The sequence below is a fragment of the Microtetraspora sp. NBRC 16547 genome (assembly GCF_030268965.1).
Taxonomy (GTDB): domain Bacteria; phylum Actinomycetota; class Actinomycetes; order Streptosporangiales; family Streptosporangiaceae; genus Microtetraspora.
Genome location: NZ_BSSE01000023.1, coordinates 50,092 through 68,927 on the forward strand (window position 1 = coordinate 50,092; position 18,836 = coordinate 68,927).

Genomic DNA, 18,836 nt, shown 5'->3' on the forward strand with positions numbered 1-18,836 from the left:
GGTAGGTCGCGGTCGCCGGTGTGAGTCGCCGGGAGTGTCCCGTGCGGCGGCTTGCGTGAGCCGCCGAGGGTGTTCCGTGCGGATTTCCGGTGTCGGCTCCCAGCCGCGGGCCGCGGAGGCATAGCGTCGGACACATGAGTGCAAACGCGACCGGCTCGCGCCTGCCCGCGTGGGCGGCGGGCCTCGCCGGGGTGACCGCGGGCGCGGTGGCGCTCGGCGTCGCGGAGCTCGTGGCGGGGCTGACCACCGCGAGCGCGTCGCCGGTGATCGCCGTCGGCGGCGCGATGGTGGACCGGACCCCCGCCGTGGTCAAGGAATGGGCCATCCGGACCTTCGGTGAGAGCGACAAAGCGGTCCTGGTCACCGGCATCGTCATCGTGGTGGCCCTGATCGCGGCCGGTCTCGGCCTGCTGGCCCGACGGCGTGTCGGGTACGGCACCGCGGGCCTGGTCGCGTTCGGCGTGGTGGGGGTCATCGCCGCGGTGAGCCGTCCCGACTCCGGGCCGCTCGACTTCCTGCCGTCGACAGTGGGTGCGGCGGCGGGCGCCTGGGCGCTCGCCCTCCTCTTCCGGCGGGCCGAGCGGCACGAGGAGCCGAGCGTGGCGACCGAGCCGGACACAAGGACCGGGCGGGACGGCGCGCCTCACCACGACAGACCGGTCGCTTTACGGGAACCGGCGGGTTCGCGGGAACCGGCGGATTCGCGCAAACGGGCGGAGCCGCCGGTCAGGCGCGCCGGGGCCGCCCTCTACACCTTCGACCGGCGGAAACTCCTGACCGGCGTCGCGGTCGGCGTCGGCGTCGCCGGTGCCGGCACGGTGGCCGGGCGCCTGCTCGGCGGGCGCGAGGACGTGACCGCCGCCAGGAGGAGCGTGGCGCTCGCTCTGCCGCGCCCCGCCGTCGCGGCGAAGCCGCTCCCCGCCGGGGCGGATCTCCACATCAGCGGGCTGTCGCCGTTCGTCACGCCCAACCACGAGTTCTACCGGGTGGACACCGCGCTGGTCGTTCCCGGCGTCGATCCCCGGTCCTGGACGCTGAAGATCCACGGCATGGTGGACCGACCCGTCGAGCTCACCTTCGCCGACCTGCTCAGGCGGCCCCTGGTGGAGGCGGACGTCACCCTGACCTGCGTGTCCAACGACGTCGGCGGGCCGTACGTGGGAAACGCCCGCTGGCTCGGCGCCCGGCTGGCCGACGTGCTGCGCGAGGCCGGGATCCGGCGCGGCGCGGACATGTTGCTCAGCGTCTCGCAGGACGGCTGGACCAGCGGCACGCCGGTGGATGTCGTCATGGACGGCAGGGAGGCCCTGCTCGCGGTCGCGATGAACGGCGAGGTGCTGCCCGCGGCTCACGGGTTCCCGGTGCGCCAGGTCGTCCCCGGCCTGTACGGCTACGTCTCCGCCACCAAATGGGTCACCGAGATCAAGGTCACCCGGTTCGACCAGGACACCGCCTACTGGACGCCGCGCGGGTGGGCCGCCCGGGCTCCGATCAAGACCGAGTCCAGGATCGACGTCCCACGCGATGGGGACAGGGTGCCCGCCGGCCGTACGACCATCGCGGGGGTGGCCTGGGCGCAGCACCGAGGCGTGGACGCGGTGGAGGTCCAGGTGGACGGCGGAGCGTGGCGGCGGGCGACGCTGGCCGATGTCCCGGGGCCCGACACCTGGCGGCAGTGGTCGATCGACTGGGACCTCGAACCGGGCGGTCACACGATTTCCGTCCGGGCGACGGACGCCACCGGATACACCCAGACCCCGAAAGTCGCCCCGCCCGCGCCGGACGGAGCCACCGGCTACCACTCCATCAGGGTCCGGGTCGGCTGATCCGGATGTAACGGGGCGAACCGGCGCGACGCGCCCGGGCGAGTTCGGGAATGGCGCCTGCCGTGGGGCCGCGCCCCTCTAGCATCGGCTCCTGATACGCGCGTGAGTGGAGGGGAGCCCCGGCACGTGTCTCAGGAGATGATCCACCGGCAGTCCCGCTGGCAGCCGCGCGGCCTGTCCCGGTGGCGGTTGCCGACCGGCGTATACAACCCTGTCGTCACCCCCGACGGCCGCCGGTGGCGGGACTACGAGAAGGCCGCCGAGGCTCCCGCGCCCTCGCTCGACGAGCATCCGCTGCGGGTCCGCGTGCCGGTGGCGCTCGCCGGAGGCCGGGACTGGTTCGACCGGCCCGGCCGGCCGCCCCGCCTCGACCTGGCCAGGCCGTACGGCATGCCGGGCGGGCTGGCGGAGCCGGACCCCCGGACACAGCGGGACCTGGACCAGGCGGTGCGCGGACGCTTTCCCGACCCGCGCGGGACCTGGATCCGGCTCATCAACGCCGAAGGGCCGTCGGAGGATCCGTTCCGGTCCACCAACGCCGTGGACTGCGCCCTCTCCGTGCTGTCCACCTGGCACGGCGAGCCCGTGGTGGCGGCCCCCAGGCAGCCGGAGTTCGACGAGAGCGGTTCGCCCGTCCTGACCGGCGAGACCAAGGGCGTGTCCCGCGCGGAGCGGTGGATCGGGCATCGTTTCGAGTACGTGGGACACGGCCGCCGGGCCTACGCCGCAATCGGCCGGCGGCTTCTCACCGGCGGCCACGGCGCCGCCGCGATCCTCATCACCCGCTGGCCGAGCGGCGGCAGCCACGCGTGGAACGCCGTCAACTGCCACGGCGAGATCCTGTGGATCGACGCCCAGCGGGGGCACATGGCGGTCGAGCCGCCGTACACCGACGTGACGGGCGTCTTCTGCGTGATCATCGACCACGAGGGGCAGCGCCTTTGAAGGTCTCGCCCCAGAGGGCGCGCGAGCTGGCGGAGGGATACTTCGCCGGCCGGTCCGCCAAAGTGGAGATCTTCACCTTCGGCCGCATCTACGTGGCCTGGGTGCGGAGCGGCGATCCGACCGACCCCAGGACGCTGCCGGAGACGGTCGGGGGCGGCTGCCTCGTCATCGACAAGGAATCCGGCGAGATCGCCGTCCGCCCCCTCCTCGCTCCGCAGGCCGTAGCCGACCAGTTCCCCCGCTGACCGGCCACGGCCGTGGCTTCGGGCTGTCTCCCGCTTTCGGATGAGCCGTCTGAGGCCGTCCGCCGGCTCGTCAGCTGCTCGCCAGCGAGCCGACGATCGACGCCTTCGCGGCACGCCGGCCGGGGAGAACGGCGGCGAGCACGCCCGCCAGCCCGGACAGGGCGACGAAGCCGAGGATCTGGCCGACCGGGGCCCGGAAGATGACGTCGCTCACCATGGTCTGCGTCGCCGCCCAGCCGAACGCGACACCGAGGGCGACGCCCACGAGCGCTCCGATCAGGCCGAGCACCAGCGCCTCGATCGAGAGCATCCGGCGGAGCTGGGGCCGGGTGAGGCCGAGCGCGCGCAGCAGCGCCGACTCCCGGGTCCGCTCGTGCACCGAGAGCGACAGGGTGTTGGCGATGCCCAGCAGGGAGATGAGGACCGCCAGCCCCAGCAGGCCGGTGATGATCATGGTCATCATGTCGAGCGCCTTGTCGAACTCGCCGCGGACCTCGCGCGTGCTCTCCACCAGCACGGTGGGATACGGCTCGGCCGCCGCTTCGACGATCCTGCGCGACTGGTCGGCGGCCACGCCGTCCTTGGCGTTGACGAGGATCTGCTTGTCCGGGGTGTTGGGGAACGCCGCCTCGAAGTCCCGCTCGCTCAGGCTCACGCCGTACACAGGGGAGGCCTGGTCCGAGAGGAGGGCGACGACGCGGTAGTTCTTGCCGGCCGCCTTCAGGGTGTCGCCCAGCCCGACGCCGAGCTCCTTGGCGACGTAGCTCGTCACCGCGGCGGTGCCCGGGCCGAAGTCCTTCATCGACCCCGTGGTCGGGGTGACCTTGAAAGCCGGGTCGATCGTGAACGTGCCGATCCGTACCGTCTGGCCCTTGATCCTGGTCTGGGTCTCGCGGACCGCGACCACGGCCGCGAGCTCGGGCTTGGAGCGCAGCTCCTCGGCCACGGTGCGCGGGACCGTCGAGTCGTGCTCCTGCGTGGCGATCATGTAGTCCACCGGGAACTGCTGGTCGAGCTGCTGGCCAACGGTCACGCGGGTCGTGGTGGTGATCACGGAGATGAGCGTCATCAACGTCACACCGACGGTGAGCGCGACGGTGGTCGTCGCGGCGCGCTTGGGGTTGCGCCGGGAGTTGTCCACGGCCAGCCTGCCCGGCACTCCGAAGAGCCGCGCGGGCAGCCATCCGGCGAGCGCGCTCATCGGCTTGACGATCACCGGCGCCACGATCAGCACGCCGAGGAAGAAGATCGAGCCGCCCGCCATGACGGCGATCAGGGCGTCCTGACCGGGGTCCTTGGCCACCCCGAGCGCCGTGACGGCCGTGCCGGCGAGGAGGAAGAGCGCCGCGAAGACCATCCGGAGTACGCCGGCGCGGAAGGTGTTCTCCTCCACCTGCATCCGCAGCGCCGCGATGGGCGCCACCCGGGTCGCCGCCCGAGCGGGCAGCAGGGCCGCGGCGACCGTCACGACGATGCCCGTGACGAGTCCCACGGCGATCGTACGCGGGGCGAGGGAGACGCCGACCCCGGTCGGGATGGGGGCGTCCATCGCGCCGAGCACCGCCAGCGCCCCCGCCCCGAGACCGAGCCCGATGAGCAGGCCGAGCACGGAGGAGAGCACGCCGACCACGGCCGACTCCAGCACGATCGAGCCGAAGACCTGCTTCCTCGTCGCGCCGATGCAGCGCAGCAGCGCCATCTCCCTGGTGCGCTGGGCGACCAGGATGTTGAACGTGTTGTAGATGACGAGCGCCGCCACGAACATCGCGACCAGGCCGAACAGCAGGAGGGCCACAGTGATGAAGCCGGTGTTCATGTTGTTGGCCGCGGCCAGATCGTCGGCGAACTGCTTGCCCGTCTTGACCGTGTGGTTCGAGCCGAACGCGGCGTCGATCGAATCGCGCAGGTGGACGTTGGAGACCCCGTCGGCCGCGAGGACGTCGATCTCCCTGAAGCCCTTCTCCCCGGTCATGCGCCGCGCGGTGTCCGTGGTGAAACCGACCGCCCCCGAGAAGGCCAGTTCCTGGTTCACGCCGACGTCGAACAGGCCCACGAGCGTGAACTCGTGCTTGGCCTTCGCGGAGTCGAGCACCGTGATGGTGTCGCCGACCTTGAAACCGCGGGTCTTCGCGGTGGCCTCGTCGAGGACGGCCTCGGCCTCGGTCTTGGGGCCCGACCCCAGGGTGATCACCGTGCGGTTGAGCAAGCCTTCCGGGATGGAGATCCCCATCGTCGGCCTGCTCCCCGCCACCTTTCCGTTCTTGCCGATGAGAGGGGCGGTGCCGTACACGAGGCCCTGCGCGTCGGCCACACCCTCCACCCGGCGTACCTTGGCGAGGTCGTCGGCGGAGAGGATGGGCGACTCCTTCGGGTTGTCGCCCCCCTTGGGCAGGACCGCGACCGAAAGCTTCGCGGCGTCCGCGGTGAACTTCTGCGCGAACCCGGCGTCGATGGTGTCCGTCAGCACGAACGTCCCGGCGATGAACCCCACGCCCAGCGTGATCGCGAGCGAGGTGAGCAGCAGGCGCAGCTTGTGCGCCAGCAGCCCGGCCAGAGTCGTCTTGAACACGGCTCAGGCCTCCAGCTTCAGCAACGTGTCGAGTACGGTCTGCGCGGTGGGCTGGTGCAGCTCGTTCACCAGCAGCCCGTCGCGCAGGAAGATCACCCGGTCGGCGTAGGACGCCGCGACGGGGTCGTGGGTCACCATCACGATCGTCTGGCCGAGCTCCCGCACCGACCGGCGCAGGAAGGCCAGGACCTCCGCGCCGCTGCGCGAGTCGAGGTTGCCCGTCGGCTCGTCCGCGAAGATCACCTGTGGCTTGCTGATCAAGGCGCGCGCCACCGCGACGCGCTGCTGCTGGCCACCCGAGAGTTGGTTCGGCCGGTGCCCCAGCCGGTTCCCCAGCCCGACGGTCTCGATCACACGGTCGAAGAGGACCTGGTCGGCCTGCCGGCCCGCGATCTCAAGAGGCAGCCTGATGTTCTGTTCCGCGGTGAGGGTCGGCAGCAAGTTGAAGGCCTGGAACACGAACCCGATGCGCTCCCGGCGCAGCAGCGTGAGCTGCTTGTCGTTCAGTCTCGTGATCTCGACGTCGCCGATGTAGATCTCTCCGTCGGAGACCGTGTCGAGCCCGGCCAGGCAGTGCATCAATGTCGACTTGCCGGAGCCGGACGGCCCCATGATCGCCGTGAACGCCCCCGTGGCGAACCCGACCTCGATTCCGCGCAGAGCGTGCACTTCGGCGTCGCCCTGGCCGTACACCTTTGTGAGTCCACGTGCCGTTACGGCCTGCCGGACGTCCGTAGTCATCGTCATGACGACAACGCTATGGGCGTGATCTGCCGTTTCTCTCGGCTTGCGGAAGGGACCTGATCTGCACTCTCCGGCCATCCCCGGCCGCCCGATGTGCGACTTCTGATGTACTTCCGCTCCTACCTGGGTCCCCCGTGCGGCACGACCAGCCCGGTCTCGTACGCGTAGACGACGGCCTGGGCCCGGTCACGGAGCCGCAGTTTGGCGAGAACCCGGCCGAGATGCGTCTTCACCGTCGCCTCGGCGAGGTGCAACTGCGCGGCGATCTCCGTGTTCGACAGACCCTGCGCCACGTGGAGAAGCACCTCACGTTCTCGCGCGGTCAGCTCGTCCAGGTCACGCGAAGTGTCCCCCTCGTGGGGCAGGTGGACGGCGAAGCGCTCCAGCAGCCGGCGGGTCGTGCTCGGCGCGACCACCGCGTCCCCGGCGTGGACCGATCGGATGGCGCTCAGCAGGTCGGTGGGGAGGACGTCCTTCAACATGAAGCCGGAGGCCCCGGCCTTGATCGCGGCGAAGGCGTACTCGTCCAGGTCGAACGTCGTGAGGATGAGCACCCGCGCCTCCGGCGACGTCGCGCAGATGATCCGGGTCGCCTCCACGCCGTCCATGCGCGGCATGCGCACGTCCATGAGGACCACGTCGGCCTCGATCTCGCGCAGCGCCTCCACCGCCGCCGCGCCGTCCGCCGCCTCGGCGACGACCTCGATGTCCGGCTGTGCCCCGAGCACCATCCGGAAACCCGCCCGTACCAGCTCCTGGTCGTCGACCAGCATCACGCGTATCACAGTTCCTCGTTCCTTCTCCACGGGACGGCCCGCCCGCGGCCGTTCTGGCGGCACCGCGAACGACCGGGGTGGGCCGTCCCGGCGGTCGCGCCGATCAGCGCGGTCATGTCACTCACGTCGTTCGGCGGCTCGTTCACGTCGTTCGGCGGCTCGCTCACGTCGCTCACGCCGTCTGGCCGATCGGGAGCCGAGCGGTCACGCGGAAGCCGCCACCCGGCCGGGGCGCGGCGCTGACCGTGCCGCCGTACATGGAGACCCGCTCCCGCATGCCGATCAGGCCGTGCCCGTCGTCGGACCGTGCCGCGGAGGCGCCCCGGCCGTCGTCGGACACCGTCAGCGTGACGTCGTGGGAGCCGTACTCCATCAGGACGCTGGCGCGGACACCGGGCCCGCCGTGCTTGAGCGTGTTCGTCAGCGCCTCCTGGATGATCCGGTAGATCACCAGCTGCTCTCCCTCCCGGATGTCCTGCGGGCTCCCCGACACGATGAACTCCACCGGAAGGCCCGAGGCGCGGACCTGCTCGACGAGATCGGTGAGCTGGTCCAGGCCCGGCTGCGGAGCGTACTCTCCGGCCGAGTTCCGGTCGTCGCGCAGCACCCCCACCAGCCGCCGCATCTCCGCCAGCGCCTGCCGCCCGGTCGACGACACCGCCTGTACGGCACGGCGGGCCTGCTCGGGGTCGGTGTCGATGGCGTACCCGGCGCCGTCCGCCTGGACGACCATCACGCTGACGTTGTGCGCGACCACGTCGTGCAGCTCGCGGGCGATGCGCGTGCGCTCGGCGGCGGCCGCGATGCGGGCCTGCTGGTCCGTCTCGCGTTCGGCGCGCTCCGCCCGCTCCAGGAGGCTCTCCACGTACCTCTGCCGCATGTTGACGTAGATGCCGGTGACCCAGATCGCCACGACGAAGACGGACGACGTGGGCCAGGCCGTCAGCGCCTGGTCACCCTGGCGGACGAAGGCGAGGAACAGACCTAACTCGGTGACCACGAAGGCCGCGATCGCCCACTTCAGGGGACGGCGCGCGGCCACGGTGTACATCGCCGCGAGGACCGCCATGTCGCTCGGCAGGATGTCGATGTGCGCCAGCCACTGGACGAAGCACACCAGGGCCACGATCGCGAACACCGCGAGGGGGTACTTGCGCCGCCAGATCAGCGGTGTCAGGAGCAGCGCGGAGAGCAGGAGCGCCCCAACGGGGCCGATTCCGTACAGCTCGGGCCCCCGCGGGACGCCGGACATGGCTACGGAGGAGAGCAGGCTGAGCAGCACGAGCGGCGTGAGAGCGAGCGTGTCAACAAGGAGGGAGTGGCGTCGCTTCCAGGCGCGCAGTCTGCCGAACACGACACCAACGATAAGTAATCCCCAGGTGGGGAGGTTCCCCCCTCCGGTGGATCCCTGTCTACGACCCGGGTCGCACAACCGCTTACACCACTCTTACGGATCGTGCGGCATGCTCTTCTTCGGAGCCCTTGGGGGGGCGAGTAAAGGGAGATCTGTGTGATGGCGGATCGCGACGCCGGGTCGCGCGGTGCAGAGGACGAGCCGCGCGGCCCAGAGGACACGGCACCCGAGGGTCGTCAGGAGCCCGAACCCAAGCCCGTCGAGACCGACGCGCAGGCAGAGGGCGCCAAGGCGGAGTCAGGTGACGAGCCCGTGACGGCCGAGCCAGTGGCCGGAGGAGAGGCCGGAGCCGGCACGCCCGCCGCGAGCGGAGCAGACGCGGAGCGGCCGACGACGGTCAACCCGGTGCCCACGCCCCCGACCAGGCCGTTCGCATCGCCCGACGGATCGCCCGGGCCGCGTCCGGGAAACTTCGGACCCACCCCGCCGGCCTATGGTTTCGGGGCGCCGACCTTCGGCCCCGCGTCGGGAAGCGTCGGCCCCACCGTATCCGCGGCCTTCGGGTCCGCGCCGGGATCCGGCAATTACGCGTACGGCCCCGGCGGTCCCGGCTGGACCGCTCCGGGCTGGAGGACCGCGCCCGGTGTCGGCGTTCCAGGCCACGGGAGCCGGCTGCCTTCGCACGCCGCCAGGTTCGGCGCGTTCGCGCGCGGACGGGGCGGCCAGCTGATCGTCGCCGGGTTGATCGGCGCGATCATCGGAGGTGGCGCCGTCGCCGTGGGCACCGCGATCTGGGACCGCGGCCAGGTGTACGACGCGACCCTGGAGAGGGGCTACGGAGACGGCCGGAACCCGCTGGACCGCTCCTTCGGCCAGAGGCAGGGCCCGAGCGAGCTGCAGGACCAGCTGTCGCGGTACTGCAAGCGGACCGAAACCGGCTTCCGTTGCGAGCTTCCCCGCTCGGGCGGCTCCTGGTAACTCGATCACGCCGTGGGAGGCTGTCCGATCCCTCTCAGCGCCGAAAATCACAAAAGCCGCCTCTCATCGAAAAGAGGCGGTTTTCGCCGGTGATTCAGATGTGGGGCCGGTGGGATTCGAACCCACGCTGTACGGCACCTAAAGCCGCTGTCTCTGCCGTTGGACTACGGCCCCTTCGTTTTCCTTTGCCTGCGAAATTATCTGTCTGTGAATGACAGTTCGGGCAGAGGAAACGCAAATTCTCTTTTCTGTTATCGAGCTGGACCCGATTAATGGCCGGCATCAACGGCCGACCGGGCCAGGCGCCGCCTATCTTACAGCGCGAACGCTGGTAAGGGACTCCCGCTTCGTGAAGCGTCCTTCGCGGGATCACCGAGATCGGACGATGGCCGCGATGCCGAAACCGAGCCACGGGAACGCGCAGGCGGGGAGGCCGTCGTTCTTGGCGGTGTGGGAAAACCGGAAAAGAACGACGGCCTCGTCACTTGGATGAGCCGCGCAGGCGGGTGGTCAGGCTGGCCAGCCCGCCGGGCAGGAAGTACACCATCACGATGAAGAGCACGCCGAGCACGAACAGCGGCTCGGACAGCGGGGCGCGCAGCACCTCGGGCAGACCCGCCACGGCGTCGGACGTGCCGAGCGCGGCGAGCCGGTGGTCGAGATAGGTGTACAGCACGCCGCCGAGCATCGCGCCCCACCGGCTTCCCGTACCGCCGAGCACCACCATGACCAGGAAGGCGAGGGTGAAGTTCGACGTGGTGATCTGCGGGCTCGACCCGCCGACCAGGAACAGGTGGACCACCCCGCCGAGCGTCGCCAGGAAGGACGCGATGACGAAGGCCAGCAGCCGGAAGCGGTACGACGGGAGGCCGAGCACCGACACCCGGCGTTCGTTCTCGCGGATCGCCTGCCAGACGCGGCCGGGTTCCGACTCGACCACCCACGCGATCACGGCCAGCACGACGACCAGGTAGCCGAGGGCGAGCCAGTACAGGTTCGCCGTGTTGGCCACACCGGAGAGGAAGCCGGGGATCGCGCCCGGCGCGAGCGGCAGCCCCTCCTCGCCGCCGGTGAGCCGGCCCGGGTCGCTCATCACCACGATGGAGCCGACCTGGGCGGTGGCGAGGGTCACCATGGCGAAGGCGATGCCGTTCACCCGCAGCGCCACGGCGCCGAGCAGCGCGGGCACGATCAGGCCCACGAGTACGGCGAGCAGCAGGGCGGCCGGGAGCGCGAGATCAAGCTTCGTCACGGCGATGTTGACGGTGTAGCTGCCCAGCGCCACGTAGAGCGCGTGCCCGAAGGACAGCAGCCCCGTACGGCCGAAGAGCAGGTCGTAGGTGGCCGCGAGCCCGGCGAAGACCAGGCAGATCGCGAGCAACTGCAGCGATCCGGGGCTGTTGACCGGGCCGGGCAGCAGCGCGGGCAGGTCCACCGTCGAGAACGGCAGGACGGCCAGTACGGCGACGGCGGCGAGCGGCACGCCCCGGCGCAGCCACCGGCTGCGGGGCGACGCCGGACGCGGCCGGATGTCGTCCACGGTCACGGTTTCGGGGACGTCTGCTGTCGTGGTCACGCGGCCCTCCCTGCCAGACCGCCCGGCCGGGCCAGCAGGACCACGGCGAGCAGGAGCACGACCGAGGCCTCCCCGACGCCGGCGGCGGCGTAGAAGCTGGTGAACTGCTGGACGAGGCCGACCAGCACGGCGGCGACCGCCGAGCCGGTCACCGAGCCCATGCCGCCGATGACGACGACGATGAAGGCGAAGATGAGCAGGGAGGTGCCCTGCCCGGGGGACACGTTGCCGAAGTAGACCCCGGCCAACGCTCCGGCGAGCGCCGCCGCCGCGCCGCCGATGGCGAACACCAGCGTGAAGGCGGTGCGTACGTTGATGCCGAGCGCGGTGACCATGGTCCGGTCCTCGACGCCGGCCCGGACGATCAGGCCGAAGCGGGTCCGGCGCAGGAACACCTGGATGGCGGCCAGCACCACCACGGCCGCGCCGATCAGCAGGAACCGGTCGTTGGGGACGATCGCGCCCAGGATGCGGGTGGTCCCGGTGGCCCACTCCGGGCGGGGGAACGTCAACGGGTCGGCTCCGAACGCGGCCTGCAGCAACGCCACCCCGGCGAGGCTGAGCCCGACGGTGACCAGCACCTGCTCGATCGTCCGCCGGTAGAGCGGCCGGATCAGCAGCATCTCGACCAGTACGGCGGTGGCCGTGCCGGCGAGGACGCCGAACACGACGGCGGGGACGAAGCCGAGTCCCAGGTGGGTGGACGACCACCAGGTGCCGTACGCCCCGACGGCGAGAAACAGGCCGTGGGCGAAATTCAGCACGTCGGCCAGGCCGAAGATCAGCGATAGTCCGGACGCGATGAGGAAGTAGAGCGCGCCCAGACCGAGGCCGGTGAGCGCGAGGAGCACGATGTTGCTCATGCCGCCTCCTCGCCCGGCGGCTCGGAGCCGCATTCGCAAGATGCGCTGTGCCTGTCGATTCGCGCGTTTCGCTCGTTCATGCCACCCCTAGGAGTTCGCGGGTGAGGTCGGGGTCGGAGAGCAGGGAGTCGGCCTTCCCGGTGTGAACCACGGCCCCCTGCTCGATGACCACGACGTGGTCGGCGATCCGGCGCACCAGCGCGAGGTTCTGCTCCACGAGCAGGATGGGCACCTCGCGGGCGGCGCGTTCCAGCACGTCGGCCACCTCGGTGACGATCTTCGGGGCGAGGCCCTTGGTGGGTTCGTCCACCAGCAGCATCCGGTTGTCGTTGAGCAGCGTGCGGCCGATCGCGACCATCTGCTGCTGGCCGCCGGACAGCGTGCCCGCGCGCTGCGCGCCCCGCTGCCTCAGCTCGGGGAACATCTCGTAGACCAGGTCGTACCGGTGGGGGCCGCGCCCACGCTCGGCGAGCCGCAGGTTCTCGGTGACGGCCAGGCCGGCGAAGACGTTGCGGTCCTCGGGCGCGTAGCCGAGGCCGCGCCGGACGATCGCGTGGGTGGGCAGCCCGCTGATCTCCTCGCCGTCCAGCCGTACGGTCCCGGTCTTCGGCACGATGCCGAGCACGGCCTTCAGCGTGGTGGTCTTGCCCGCGCCGTTGCGCCCGAGGACGGCGGTGACCCCCTTGGGGGCGACGGCGAAGCCGATTCCCTGGAGGATGTGCGAGCTGCCGATCCGCACGTGCAGGTCGGCGATCTCCAGCAGCGGCGTCACAGCGCCTCCCCGAGGTAGGCCTCCTGCACGACGGGGTTGGCCATGACCTCGTCCGGCGCGTCCAGGGCGAGCAGGCTGCCGTGGTGCATGACGGCGACCCGGTCGGCGAGGCCGAGCAGGACGTCCATGTGGTGCTCCACCATCAGCACCGTGCGGCCCTCCTCCCGGTGCACGGCCCGGATGACCTCGGTCAGCGCGGGCACGTCCGCGACGCCGACCCCGGCCATGGGCTCGTCCAGCAGGATGAGGCGGGGGTCGGTGGCCAGCAGGATGGCGATCTCCAGCTTGCGCTTGTCGCCGTGGGACAACGAGCCGGCGATCTCGGCGGCCCGGTGGGCGAGCCCCACGCGTTCCAGGGCCTCCGCGGTGGCGCGCCACGCCGCGTCGTCGGACTCGGCCCGGCGCCAGATCCGCAGGCAGGCGCCGCGGTGCGCCGCGGCGGCCAGCCGTACGTTCTCCGCGACGGTGAGCGCGGGGAAGACGCTGGAGGACTGGAAGGTACGGCCGAGCCCGCGCCGGGCCCGCCGGTGCGGCGGCGCGTGCGTGATGTCGAGCTCGTCCAGCTCGATCGTCCCCGCGGTCGGCCGGGTCAGCCCGGAGATCAGGTTGAACAGCGAGGTCTTGCCCGCGCCGTTGGGGCCGATGACGGCGACGAACTCGCCCTCGGCCACGTCGAAGCCGACGTCGGAGACGATCTGGGCCCCGCCGACCGCCCAGCTCAGCCCGCGTACGCGCAGGACCGGCCGGGCGGGGGCGGTTACAGAGCCGTGCACAGGGCTCGTCACTTCTGCGCGGCCGCGGGGGCGACGACGTCGGCGTCGAGCTTCTTGACCAGCTCGGCCGTGGGCGTCGCACCGCCGGTCAGCTTGGCCTGGAACATCGGCTGGAGCAGGGCGTGGTCCTCGGCCCGGACGGTCATCGCGCCCTTGACGCCGTCGAAGCTCCACCCGGCGAGGCTCTTGACCATCGCGTCCGGGTCGTCGCCCTTCTCGGCGGCGTGCACGATCATCTGCGCGGCGGTGAAACCGTCGCCGGTGAACAGGTCCACGGTGCCGCCCGCCTTGGTGACGCGCTCCGTCATGGCCTTCTCCACGTCCGTGCCCGCCGCGCCGGCGAAGTAGTGGGACAGGAAGTTGACCTTGTCCGCGACCGGTCCGTACGCGGGCCAGGTGGCGGTGATGTCCAGGCCGGTCACGACCGTGGTCGCCTCGAAGACGCCCTGCTGGCCGAGCGCGGTCCACATGGCCTGCGCGGTCGTGCCGGCCCAGGCGACGAACAGCAGGTCGGCCTTGGCCTCCTTGGCCTGGGTGGCGAACGGGGTGAAGTCCGTGGCGCTGGCCGGGACGAGCAGCGGCTCGACCTTCGCGCCCTTGGCGCCGAGCACGGCCTGCACACCGGCCACGTTGGCCTGGCCGAACGCGCTGTCCTGGGCGAAGACGAGGACCTTCTTGCCCTGCACGTCGCCGATGAAGGCGGCGGCGGTGTTGATGTCCTGGGACGTCTGGCGGCCGGACCTGAAGGTGTACGTGCCCGCGCCGGTGACCGCGTCGGTGGCCGCCGGGCCGGAGACGAAGAGCACCTTGTTCTGCTCGGCGATGGGCGCGACCTGCGTGGCGACGCCGGACGAGGTGGAGCCGGCGAGGATCTTGTAGCCCTTGCCGATCAGGTCCTTCGCCGCCGACACCGCCTTGGCGGGGTCTCCGGCGTCGTCCACCTCGGTGACCTCGACCGCCCGGTCGCCGATCTTCTTGCTTCCGTTCGTGGCGTAGTCGAGCCCGGCCTGGAAGCCGTCGATGTACTGCTTGCCGTACGAGGCCAGCGGGCCGGACTTGGAGTAGACGAGACCGACCTTGATCGGTTCCGCGCCGCCGCTCCCCGAACCGGCGGCGCCGGGGCTGCCGCACGCCGCGGCCAGGAGCAGGGCCGTCGCGGCGGTCAGAACCGCGGGCAACCGGACCGGGTGACTGTTTCGACCCATGGTCAACTCTTTTCTACTGGCATCGAGGAGATCGAGGAGATCGGGAAAGTGCAGGCGAAGCACCTGACCGGATTGGCGGAAAGGCTAGGCAAAGCCCGATGGGTGATCCATGTGCCCTGTCCCCACAACGGGCGGGAATGTGGTGTTAGGTCCCGCCATCCCGTGGCCGCGTGCCGAGCCCCGGATCCGCTCCGTGGCGGCCCGTACCAGCGGACCGGCCCGCTGGTACGGGAACCGGCGTGACAGCGTGCCCGGCCTATACCTGATGGGGTGGGGATGTGTCGGTTCGCCACGTGGCGGCGCGGCGATGGTTCAGGCGTACGGGGTGGGCGGGTCCGCGGGCGCCGAGAGGATCAGCACCGGCCGTCGGCGAGCACCCAGTGGTTCGGCCCCGTCTGACGGAGGGTGTGGGTGACGAAGACGTTCCACAGGCCCATGGCGTCGCCGGAGCCGTTGGCGTAGGTGTATCCGCCGGACTGGTGGGCCCGGCCCGCGGTCGTGTGCGCGTAGTTGCTCGCGGTCACGCAGACCAGGCTCGGCGTGGGCGTGGGCGTGGGCGTGGGCGTGGGTGTGGGCGTGGAGGTCGGGCTGGGCGTGGAGCTGGGGGAAGGGCTGGGGGTGACCGTGCCGTCCAGCCCGAAGAACCGGGTGTCGTGGTACGCGGAGCAGATGGTGTCGAGGAAGTAGGCGCCTGCCGTGCCGCACTGGTCGGCCGCGCCGCCGGGATCCACCGGGGTGCCGTGTCCCATGCCGGCGACCGCGTAGAGCCGGACCGCGTCGTCGCCGTACCGCTCCAGGGTCGTACCGGCGGGAAGGCTCTCGGTGGACGAGGGTGTCTGCCCGAGGCCGAGCACGGCGGTGAACTGGTCGCGCAGCTCGGTGCCGTTGGCCTTGTTGACGACGTAGTCGGCCTGCCCGTGCCAGATGGCCACTCTGGGGCGCGGCCCGGCGTAGCCGGGGTACGCGTCGCGGACGAGGTCGCCCCACTGCGCCGGAGTCTTGTTGACGGGCCCGCTCATGCAGGTGCTCGACGAGGCGGGCGGGGAGCAGCGGTACGGCAGGCCGGCCACGATCGAACCGGACCGGAACAGGTCGGGGTAGGTCGCGAGCATGACCGCCGTCATCGCCCCGCCCGCGGACAGGCCGGTGATGGAGATCCGCCCGGCGTCGAGACGGTACGCGCCGGTGGCGTGGGCGACCATCTGCGCGATCGACAGCGCCGCGCCCTGTCCCCGCTTGATGTGGGCCTCCTGGTACCACTGGAAGCAGTTGGACGGGAAGGCGGTGGAGTCGACCCGCTCCGGGAGGATCAGCGCGAAGCGGTGGAGGTCGGCGAACTTCCGCCAGCCGGAGTTGGTGAAGTAGTCGTTCGCGGTCTGCGTGCAGCCGTGCAGGGCCACCACGGCGGGAGCGCCGTCCGGCAGGCCGTCGGGGCGGTAGACCCACATGGTGAGTCCGCCGGGGTTGGACCCGAACCCGGTGACCTTCTCCAGGCCGGCCGCTCGGGCCGGGCGCGCCCCTGCGAGCAGGGCGGCGAGCAGCGCGAGGGTCGTGGCGACCACGACGGCCACGGCGGCGACCGGAGGCAGGGCGAAGGCGGAGGCGGATCCGGGGACGGCCCGCGGGCGACGGGCCAGGCGTCCCGAGAGGCGGCTTCGGACGTGGAGCGAGAGGCGGCTCCGCGGGCGTTTCGGGGGGAAGGACAGCGGGGCTCCGCCGTCGGGGAGTGGGGTCACGAGCGGCTCCTCGTACACAGGCCCGACATGTGCCCGCGACGGTACCTTCGGCCCTGTCCTCGTGATATGTGGCGCGTCCCACGTTCGGAGGCCGCCCGGATATGGGATCACGACGTATGCGCCGCCCACACAACACGCCCACACAACACGCCCACGACGGCATGCCCACGACGGCATGCCCGCGACGGCATGCCCGCGACGGCATGCCCGCGACGGCATGCCCGCGACGGATCAGGAGACGCCGAGCTCCTTCAGGAGGCGGGCGACGTGGCCGGTGGCCTTCACGTTGTAGAGAGCCTTCTCGATCTTGCCGTCCGCGTCGATGACGAAGGTGGACCGGATGACGCCCATGATCGTCTTGCCGTAGTTGGTCTTCTCGCCGTACGCGCCGTACGCCTTGTGGACGTCGAGGCCCGTGTCGGAGAGCAACGGGAAGGTGAGGGCGTCGTGCTCGCGGAACTTCTGGAGCTTGGCGGGCGTGTCCTTGGACACGCCGAGGACGGCGAAGCCGTGGCCGGCCAGGGAGTTCAGGTTGTCGCGGAAGTCACAGGCCTGCTTGGTGCAGCCGGGCGTCATCGCCGCGGGGTAGAAGTAGAGGATGACCCGCGTGCCGCGGAACGACTCGAGCGACACGTCGTTCCCGTCGGCGTCGGTAAGGGTGAAGTCCGGCGCGGCGTCGCCGGGCTCGAGCCTGCTCATGAAGTCCTCCTGGTATCGGACGGAAAGGCCCATGGTTCTCGCGGCACGAGGGTGGCCCGCGTGGATGAGGGTAGGCGCTAATCAACCTACCGGGTCGGCCGCCGCACGACGCGGCCACGCGAGCTGGCAGACTTGATCGGACACGAGTACCACAGAAGGGGGTCGCCATGGCGGAGACCGATCCCGACGCGCTGGAGCGGGAGATCGAGCGTACGCGGGTGGAACTGGCTCGTACGGTCGACGCCATAGCGGATCGTGTGAGCCCGAAGCGCGTCGCCGAGCGGAGCATGGCGAAGGTCAAGGCCAACGCCGAACGCCTGGTGGGCGGCGGGCTGCCGCGCCGCGAGGCTGAGTACGGGCCCGAGGCCAAGACCTGGGAGGAGGGGTTCCCGCCCAGGGACATCAGCCCCGTTCTCATGATCGTGGGTGCCGCGCTCGTCGTCGGCGCCGCCGTTCTCCTGCTGCGCCGCCGCAAGCAGAAGTAGCCCGTGCGTCAAAGCCCAGTGCGTCAGAGGCTCGTGCGTCAGAGGCTCGTGCGTCAGAGGCCCGTGTGTCAGAGGAAGGTCTTCCCCTCGCCCCGGTAGGTGGGGACCTCCTCGACCACCCGGTCGCCCTCGATCAGGTGAAGGCTCGCGAAGCGCTCGCACAGCTCGCCCGCCTTGGCGTGGCGGAACCACACCCGGTCGCCGATGCGCAGGTCGGAGGCGGCGTCGCCGAGCAGCGGGGTCTGCACCTCACCCGCGCCCTCGTTGGAGTCGTACCGCAGGCCGGGGGGCAGGTACGGCTGCGGCAACCGGCTCGGCCCGGGCGCCCCCGAGGCGTGATAGCCGCCGCCGAGCACGGTCGCGATGCCCGGCGCGGGCTTGCGCACCACCGGCAGGGCGAACAGCGCCGCCGGATGCCCCTCGAAGTTGCGATAGAAGTCGAAGAGCCTGGGGTGGAAGAAGCCGGATCCCGCGGCCACCTCGGTGATCGCCTTCTCGCGGACGGTCTTCTCGATGCTGCCGGTGCCGCCGCCGTTCACGAACTCCAGGTCGGCGACCTGGCGTACGGCCTGCACGATCCGGCCCCTCCGGATGATCAGCTCGCGGCATGACCGCGCCTGCATCCAGCGGACCGCCCTGCCGTACAGGCCGGGGACCTTGTCGCCGACGCCGGCGATCTGCGCCTCGTACGACATGAGCCCGGCGAGGCGGAGGCCGGGGCGTTTGGCGATCTCGACGGCGATCTCGGCGGCCTGCTCGGGCTCGCGCAAGGGGGAGCGCAGCGCCCCGGCCCGCAGCTTGCCGGCGAACGCGACGAACGCCGCGTCGATATCCAGACATACTCGGATCTGGTGGGGCTGCTCCTGGAGCAGGTCCAGGTGCTCAGGAGAGTCGACCATCACCGTGATCTCCCGGGCCGCGACCGGGTCGGCGCCAAGCGCGCGGATGGCCTGGCGGTCGGTGGTGGGGTAGGCCACCAACACGTCCCGCATTCCGGTGGAGACCAGCCAGAGCGCCTCGGGGAGCGTGAACGCCATGATCCCGGAGAATCCGTCCATCGCGAGGATGCGTTCGAGGATCGCGCGGCTGCGGATCGACTTGCTGGCCACCCGGATCGGCTTGCCGCCGGCCCGGCGGGCCATGCTCTCGGCGTTCAGCCGCAGCGCCTCGAGGTCGAGCACCGCGAACGGCGCTTCCAGGTGTGCGGTGGCCCGGTCCAGGCGCTGTCGGTCGTCCATATCGGCAGCTTAATACCGTTCGGGCGAAATATATGAGTGGTGTTCATATTAA

Annotated in this window: 18 protein-coding genes and 1 tRNA gene; 5 read left to right on the forward strand and 14 right to left on the reverse strand. The window is 71.1% G+C overall.

The features are described 5' to 3' along the window. The first annotated feature begins 134 nt into the window (after window positions 1-134). The 3 genes from QSK17_RS26590 to QSK17_RS26600 all read left to right on the forward strand — a co-directional run bounded on the left by QSK17_RS26590 (window position 135) and on the right by QSK17_RS26600 (window position 3,016). The gene (locus QSK17_RS26590; RefSeq protein WP_285708060.1) at window positions 135-1,826 is read left to right on the forward strand and encodes a sulfite oxidase; all 1,692 of its coding nucleotides are present in this window, start codon (window positions 135-137) and stop codon (window positions 1,824-1,826) included. A 126-nt stretch (window positions 1,827-1,952) separates the two neighbouring features. Further along, window positions 1,953-2,771, forward strand: a complete 819-nt coding sequence (locus QSK17_RS26595) for a toxin glutamine deamidase domain-containing protein (protein ID WP_285708062.1) — start codon at window positions 1,953-1,955, stop codon at window positions 2,769-2,771. Continuing rightward, window positions 2,768-3,016, forward strand: a complete 249-nt coding sequence (locus QSK17_RS26600; protein WP_285708064.1) for an SUKH-4 family immunity protein — start codon at window positions 2,768-2,770, stop codon at window positions 3,014-3,016. The genes QSK17_RS26595 and QSK17_RS26600 overlap by 4 nt, the downstream gene beginning before the upstream one ends. 70 nt (window positions 3,017-3,086) lie before the next feature. On the opposite strand, the gene QSK17_RS26605 is transcribed toward QSK17_RS26600, so the two are convergent. The 5 genes from QSK17_RS26605 to QSK17_RS26625 all read right to left on the reverse strand — a co-directional run bounded on the left by QSK17_RS26605 (window position 3,087) and on the right by QSK17_RS26625 (window position 8,459). Next, a complete protein-coding gene (locus QSK17_RS26605) occupies window positions 3,087-5,585 on the reverse strand; it encodes an ABC transporter permease (protein WP_285708065.1) in 2,499 nt (832 codons plus the stop codon). 3 nt (window positions 5,586-5,588) lie between these two features. Continuing rightward, window positions 5,589-6,332, reverse strand: coding sequence for an ABC transporter ATP-binding protein (locus QSK17_RS26610; RefSeq protein WP_285708066.1), 744 nt, complete (start codon window positions 6,330-6,332; stop codon window positions 5,589-5,591). Window positions 6,333-6,448: 116 nt separating this feature from the next. Further along, on the reverse strand, window positions 6,449-7,114 hold the full coding sequence (locus QSK17_RS26615; protein WP_285708068.1) for a response regulator: 666 nt from the start codon (window positions 7,112-7,114) through the stop codon (window positions 6,449-6,451). Continuing rightward, on the reverse strand, window positions 7,111-7,281 hold the full coding sequence (locus QSK17_RS26620; protein ID WP_285708069.1) for a hypothetical protein: 171 nt from the start codon (window positions 7,279-7,281) through the stop codon (window positions 7,111-7,113). Before QSK17_RS26620 ends, QSK17_RS26615 begins: the two co-directional genes overlap by 4 nt. Further along, a complete protein-coding gene (locus QSK17_RS26625; protein WP_285708070.1) occupies window positions 7,278-8,459 on the reverse strand; it encodes a sensor histidine kinase in 1,182 nt (393 codons plus the stop codon). Before QSK17_RS26625 ends, QSK17_RS26620 begins: the two co-directional genes overlap by 4 nt. A gap of 159 nt (window positions 8,460-8,618) precedes the next feature. Between QSK17_RS26625 and QSK17_RS26630 the strand changes: the two genes are divergently transcribed. Beyond that, a complete protein-coding gene (locus QSK17_RS26630; protein ID WP_285708071.1) occupies window positions 8,619-9,437 on the forward strand; it encodes a RodZ family helix-turn-helix domain-containing protein in 819 nt (272 codons plus the stop codon). A gap of 101 nt (window positions 9,438-9,538) precedes the next feature. Here QSK17_RS26630 and QSK17_RS26635 read toward each other — a convergent pair. From QSK17_RS26635 to bcp, 8 genes are all read right to left on the reverse strand, one after another. Then, window positions 9,539-9,611, reverse strand: a tRNA-Leu gene (locus tag QSK17_RS26635). A gap of 307 nt (window positions 9,612-9,918) precedes the next feature. Continuing rightward, the gene (locus tag QSK17_RS26640; protein WP_285708072.1) at window positions 9,919-11,013 is read right to left on the reverse strand and encodes a branched-chain amino acid ABC transporter permease; all 1,095 of its coding nucleotides are present in this window, start codon (window positions 11,011-11,013) and stop codon (window positions 9,919-9,921) included. Beyond that, a complete protein-coding gene (locus QSK17_RS26645) occupies window positions 11,010-11,876 on the reverse strand; it encodes a branched-chain amino acid ABC transporter permease (RefSeq protein WP_285708073.1) in 867 nt (288 codons plus the stop codon). Before QSK17_RS26645 ends, QSK17_RS26640 begins: the two co-directional genes overlap by 4 nt. 76 nt (window positions 11,877-11,952) lie before the next feature. Next, window positions 11,953-12,648 carry an ABC transporter ATP-binding protein gene (locus QSK17_RS26650; protein WP_285708074.1) on the reverse strand — a complete coding sequence of 232 codons (696 nt, stop codon included), beginning with the start codon at window positions 12,646-12,648 and terminating at the stop codon, window positions 11,953-11,955. Beyond that, window positions 12,645-13,421 carry an ABC transporter ATP-binding protein gene (locus QSK17_RS26655; protein WP_285708075.1) on the reverse strand — a complete coding sequence of 259 codons (777 nt, stop codon included), beginning with the start codon at window positions 13,419-13,421 and terminating at the stop codon, window positions 12,645-12,647. The genes QSK17_RS26650 and QSK17_RS26655 overlap by 4 nt, the downstream gene beginning before the upstream one ends. A gap of 8 nt (window positions 13,422-13,429) precedes the next feature. Then, entirely contained in the window at window positions 13,430-14,626 is a 1,197-nt protein-coding gene (locus QSK17_RS26660; RefSeq protein WP_285708077.1) for a substrate-binding domain-containing protein, read from the reverse strand. 353 nt (window positions 14,627-14,979) lie between these two features. Then, window positions 14,980-16,362, reverse strand: coding sequence for an extracellular catalytic domain type 1 short-chain-length polyhydroxyalkanoate depolymerase (locus QSK17_RS26665; protein ID WP_285708078.1), 1,383 nt, complete (start codon window positions 16,360-16,362; stop codon window positions 14,980-14,982). A gap of 231 nt (window positions 16,363-16,593) precedes the next feature. Further along, complete coding sequence (bcp, locus tag QSK17_RS26670; protein ID WP_285708079.1) at window positions 16,594-17,061, reverse strand: thioredoxin-dependent thiol peroxidase; 468 nt, start codon at window positions 17,059-17,061, stop codon at window positions 16,594-16,596. Between the two features lie 167 nt (window positions 17,062-17,228). On the opposite strand from bcp, the gene QSK17_RS26675 reads away from it, so the two are divergent. Beyond that, window positions 17,229-17,546, forward strand: coding sequence for a DUF3618 domain-containing protein (locus QSK17_RS26675; RefSeq protein ID WP_285708080.1), 318 nt, complete (start codon window positions 17,229-17,231; stop codon window positions 17,544-17,546). Between the two features lie 68 nt (window positions 17,547-17,614). On the opposite strand, the gene QSK17_RS26680 is transcribed toward QSK17_RS26675, so the two are convergent. Next, complete coding sequence (locus tag QSK17_RS26680) at window positions 17,615-18,784, reverse strand: amino acid deaminase/aldolase (protein WP_285708081.1); 1,170 nt, start codon at window positions 18,782-18,784, stop codon at window positions 17,615-17,617. Window positions 18,785-18,836: the final 52 nt, after the last annotated feature.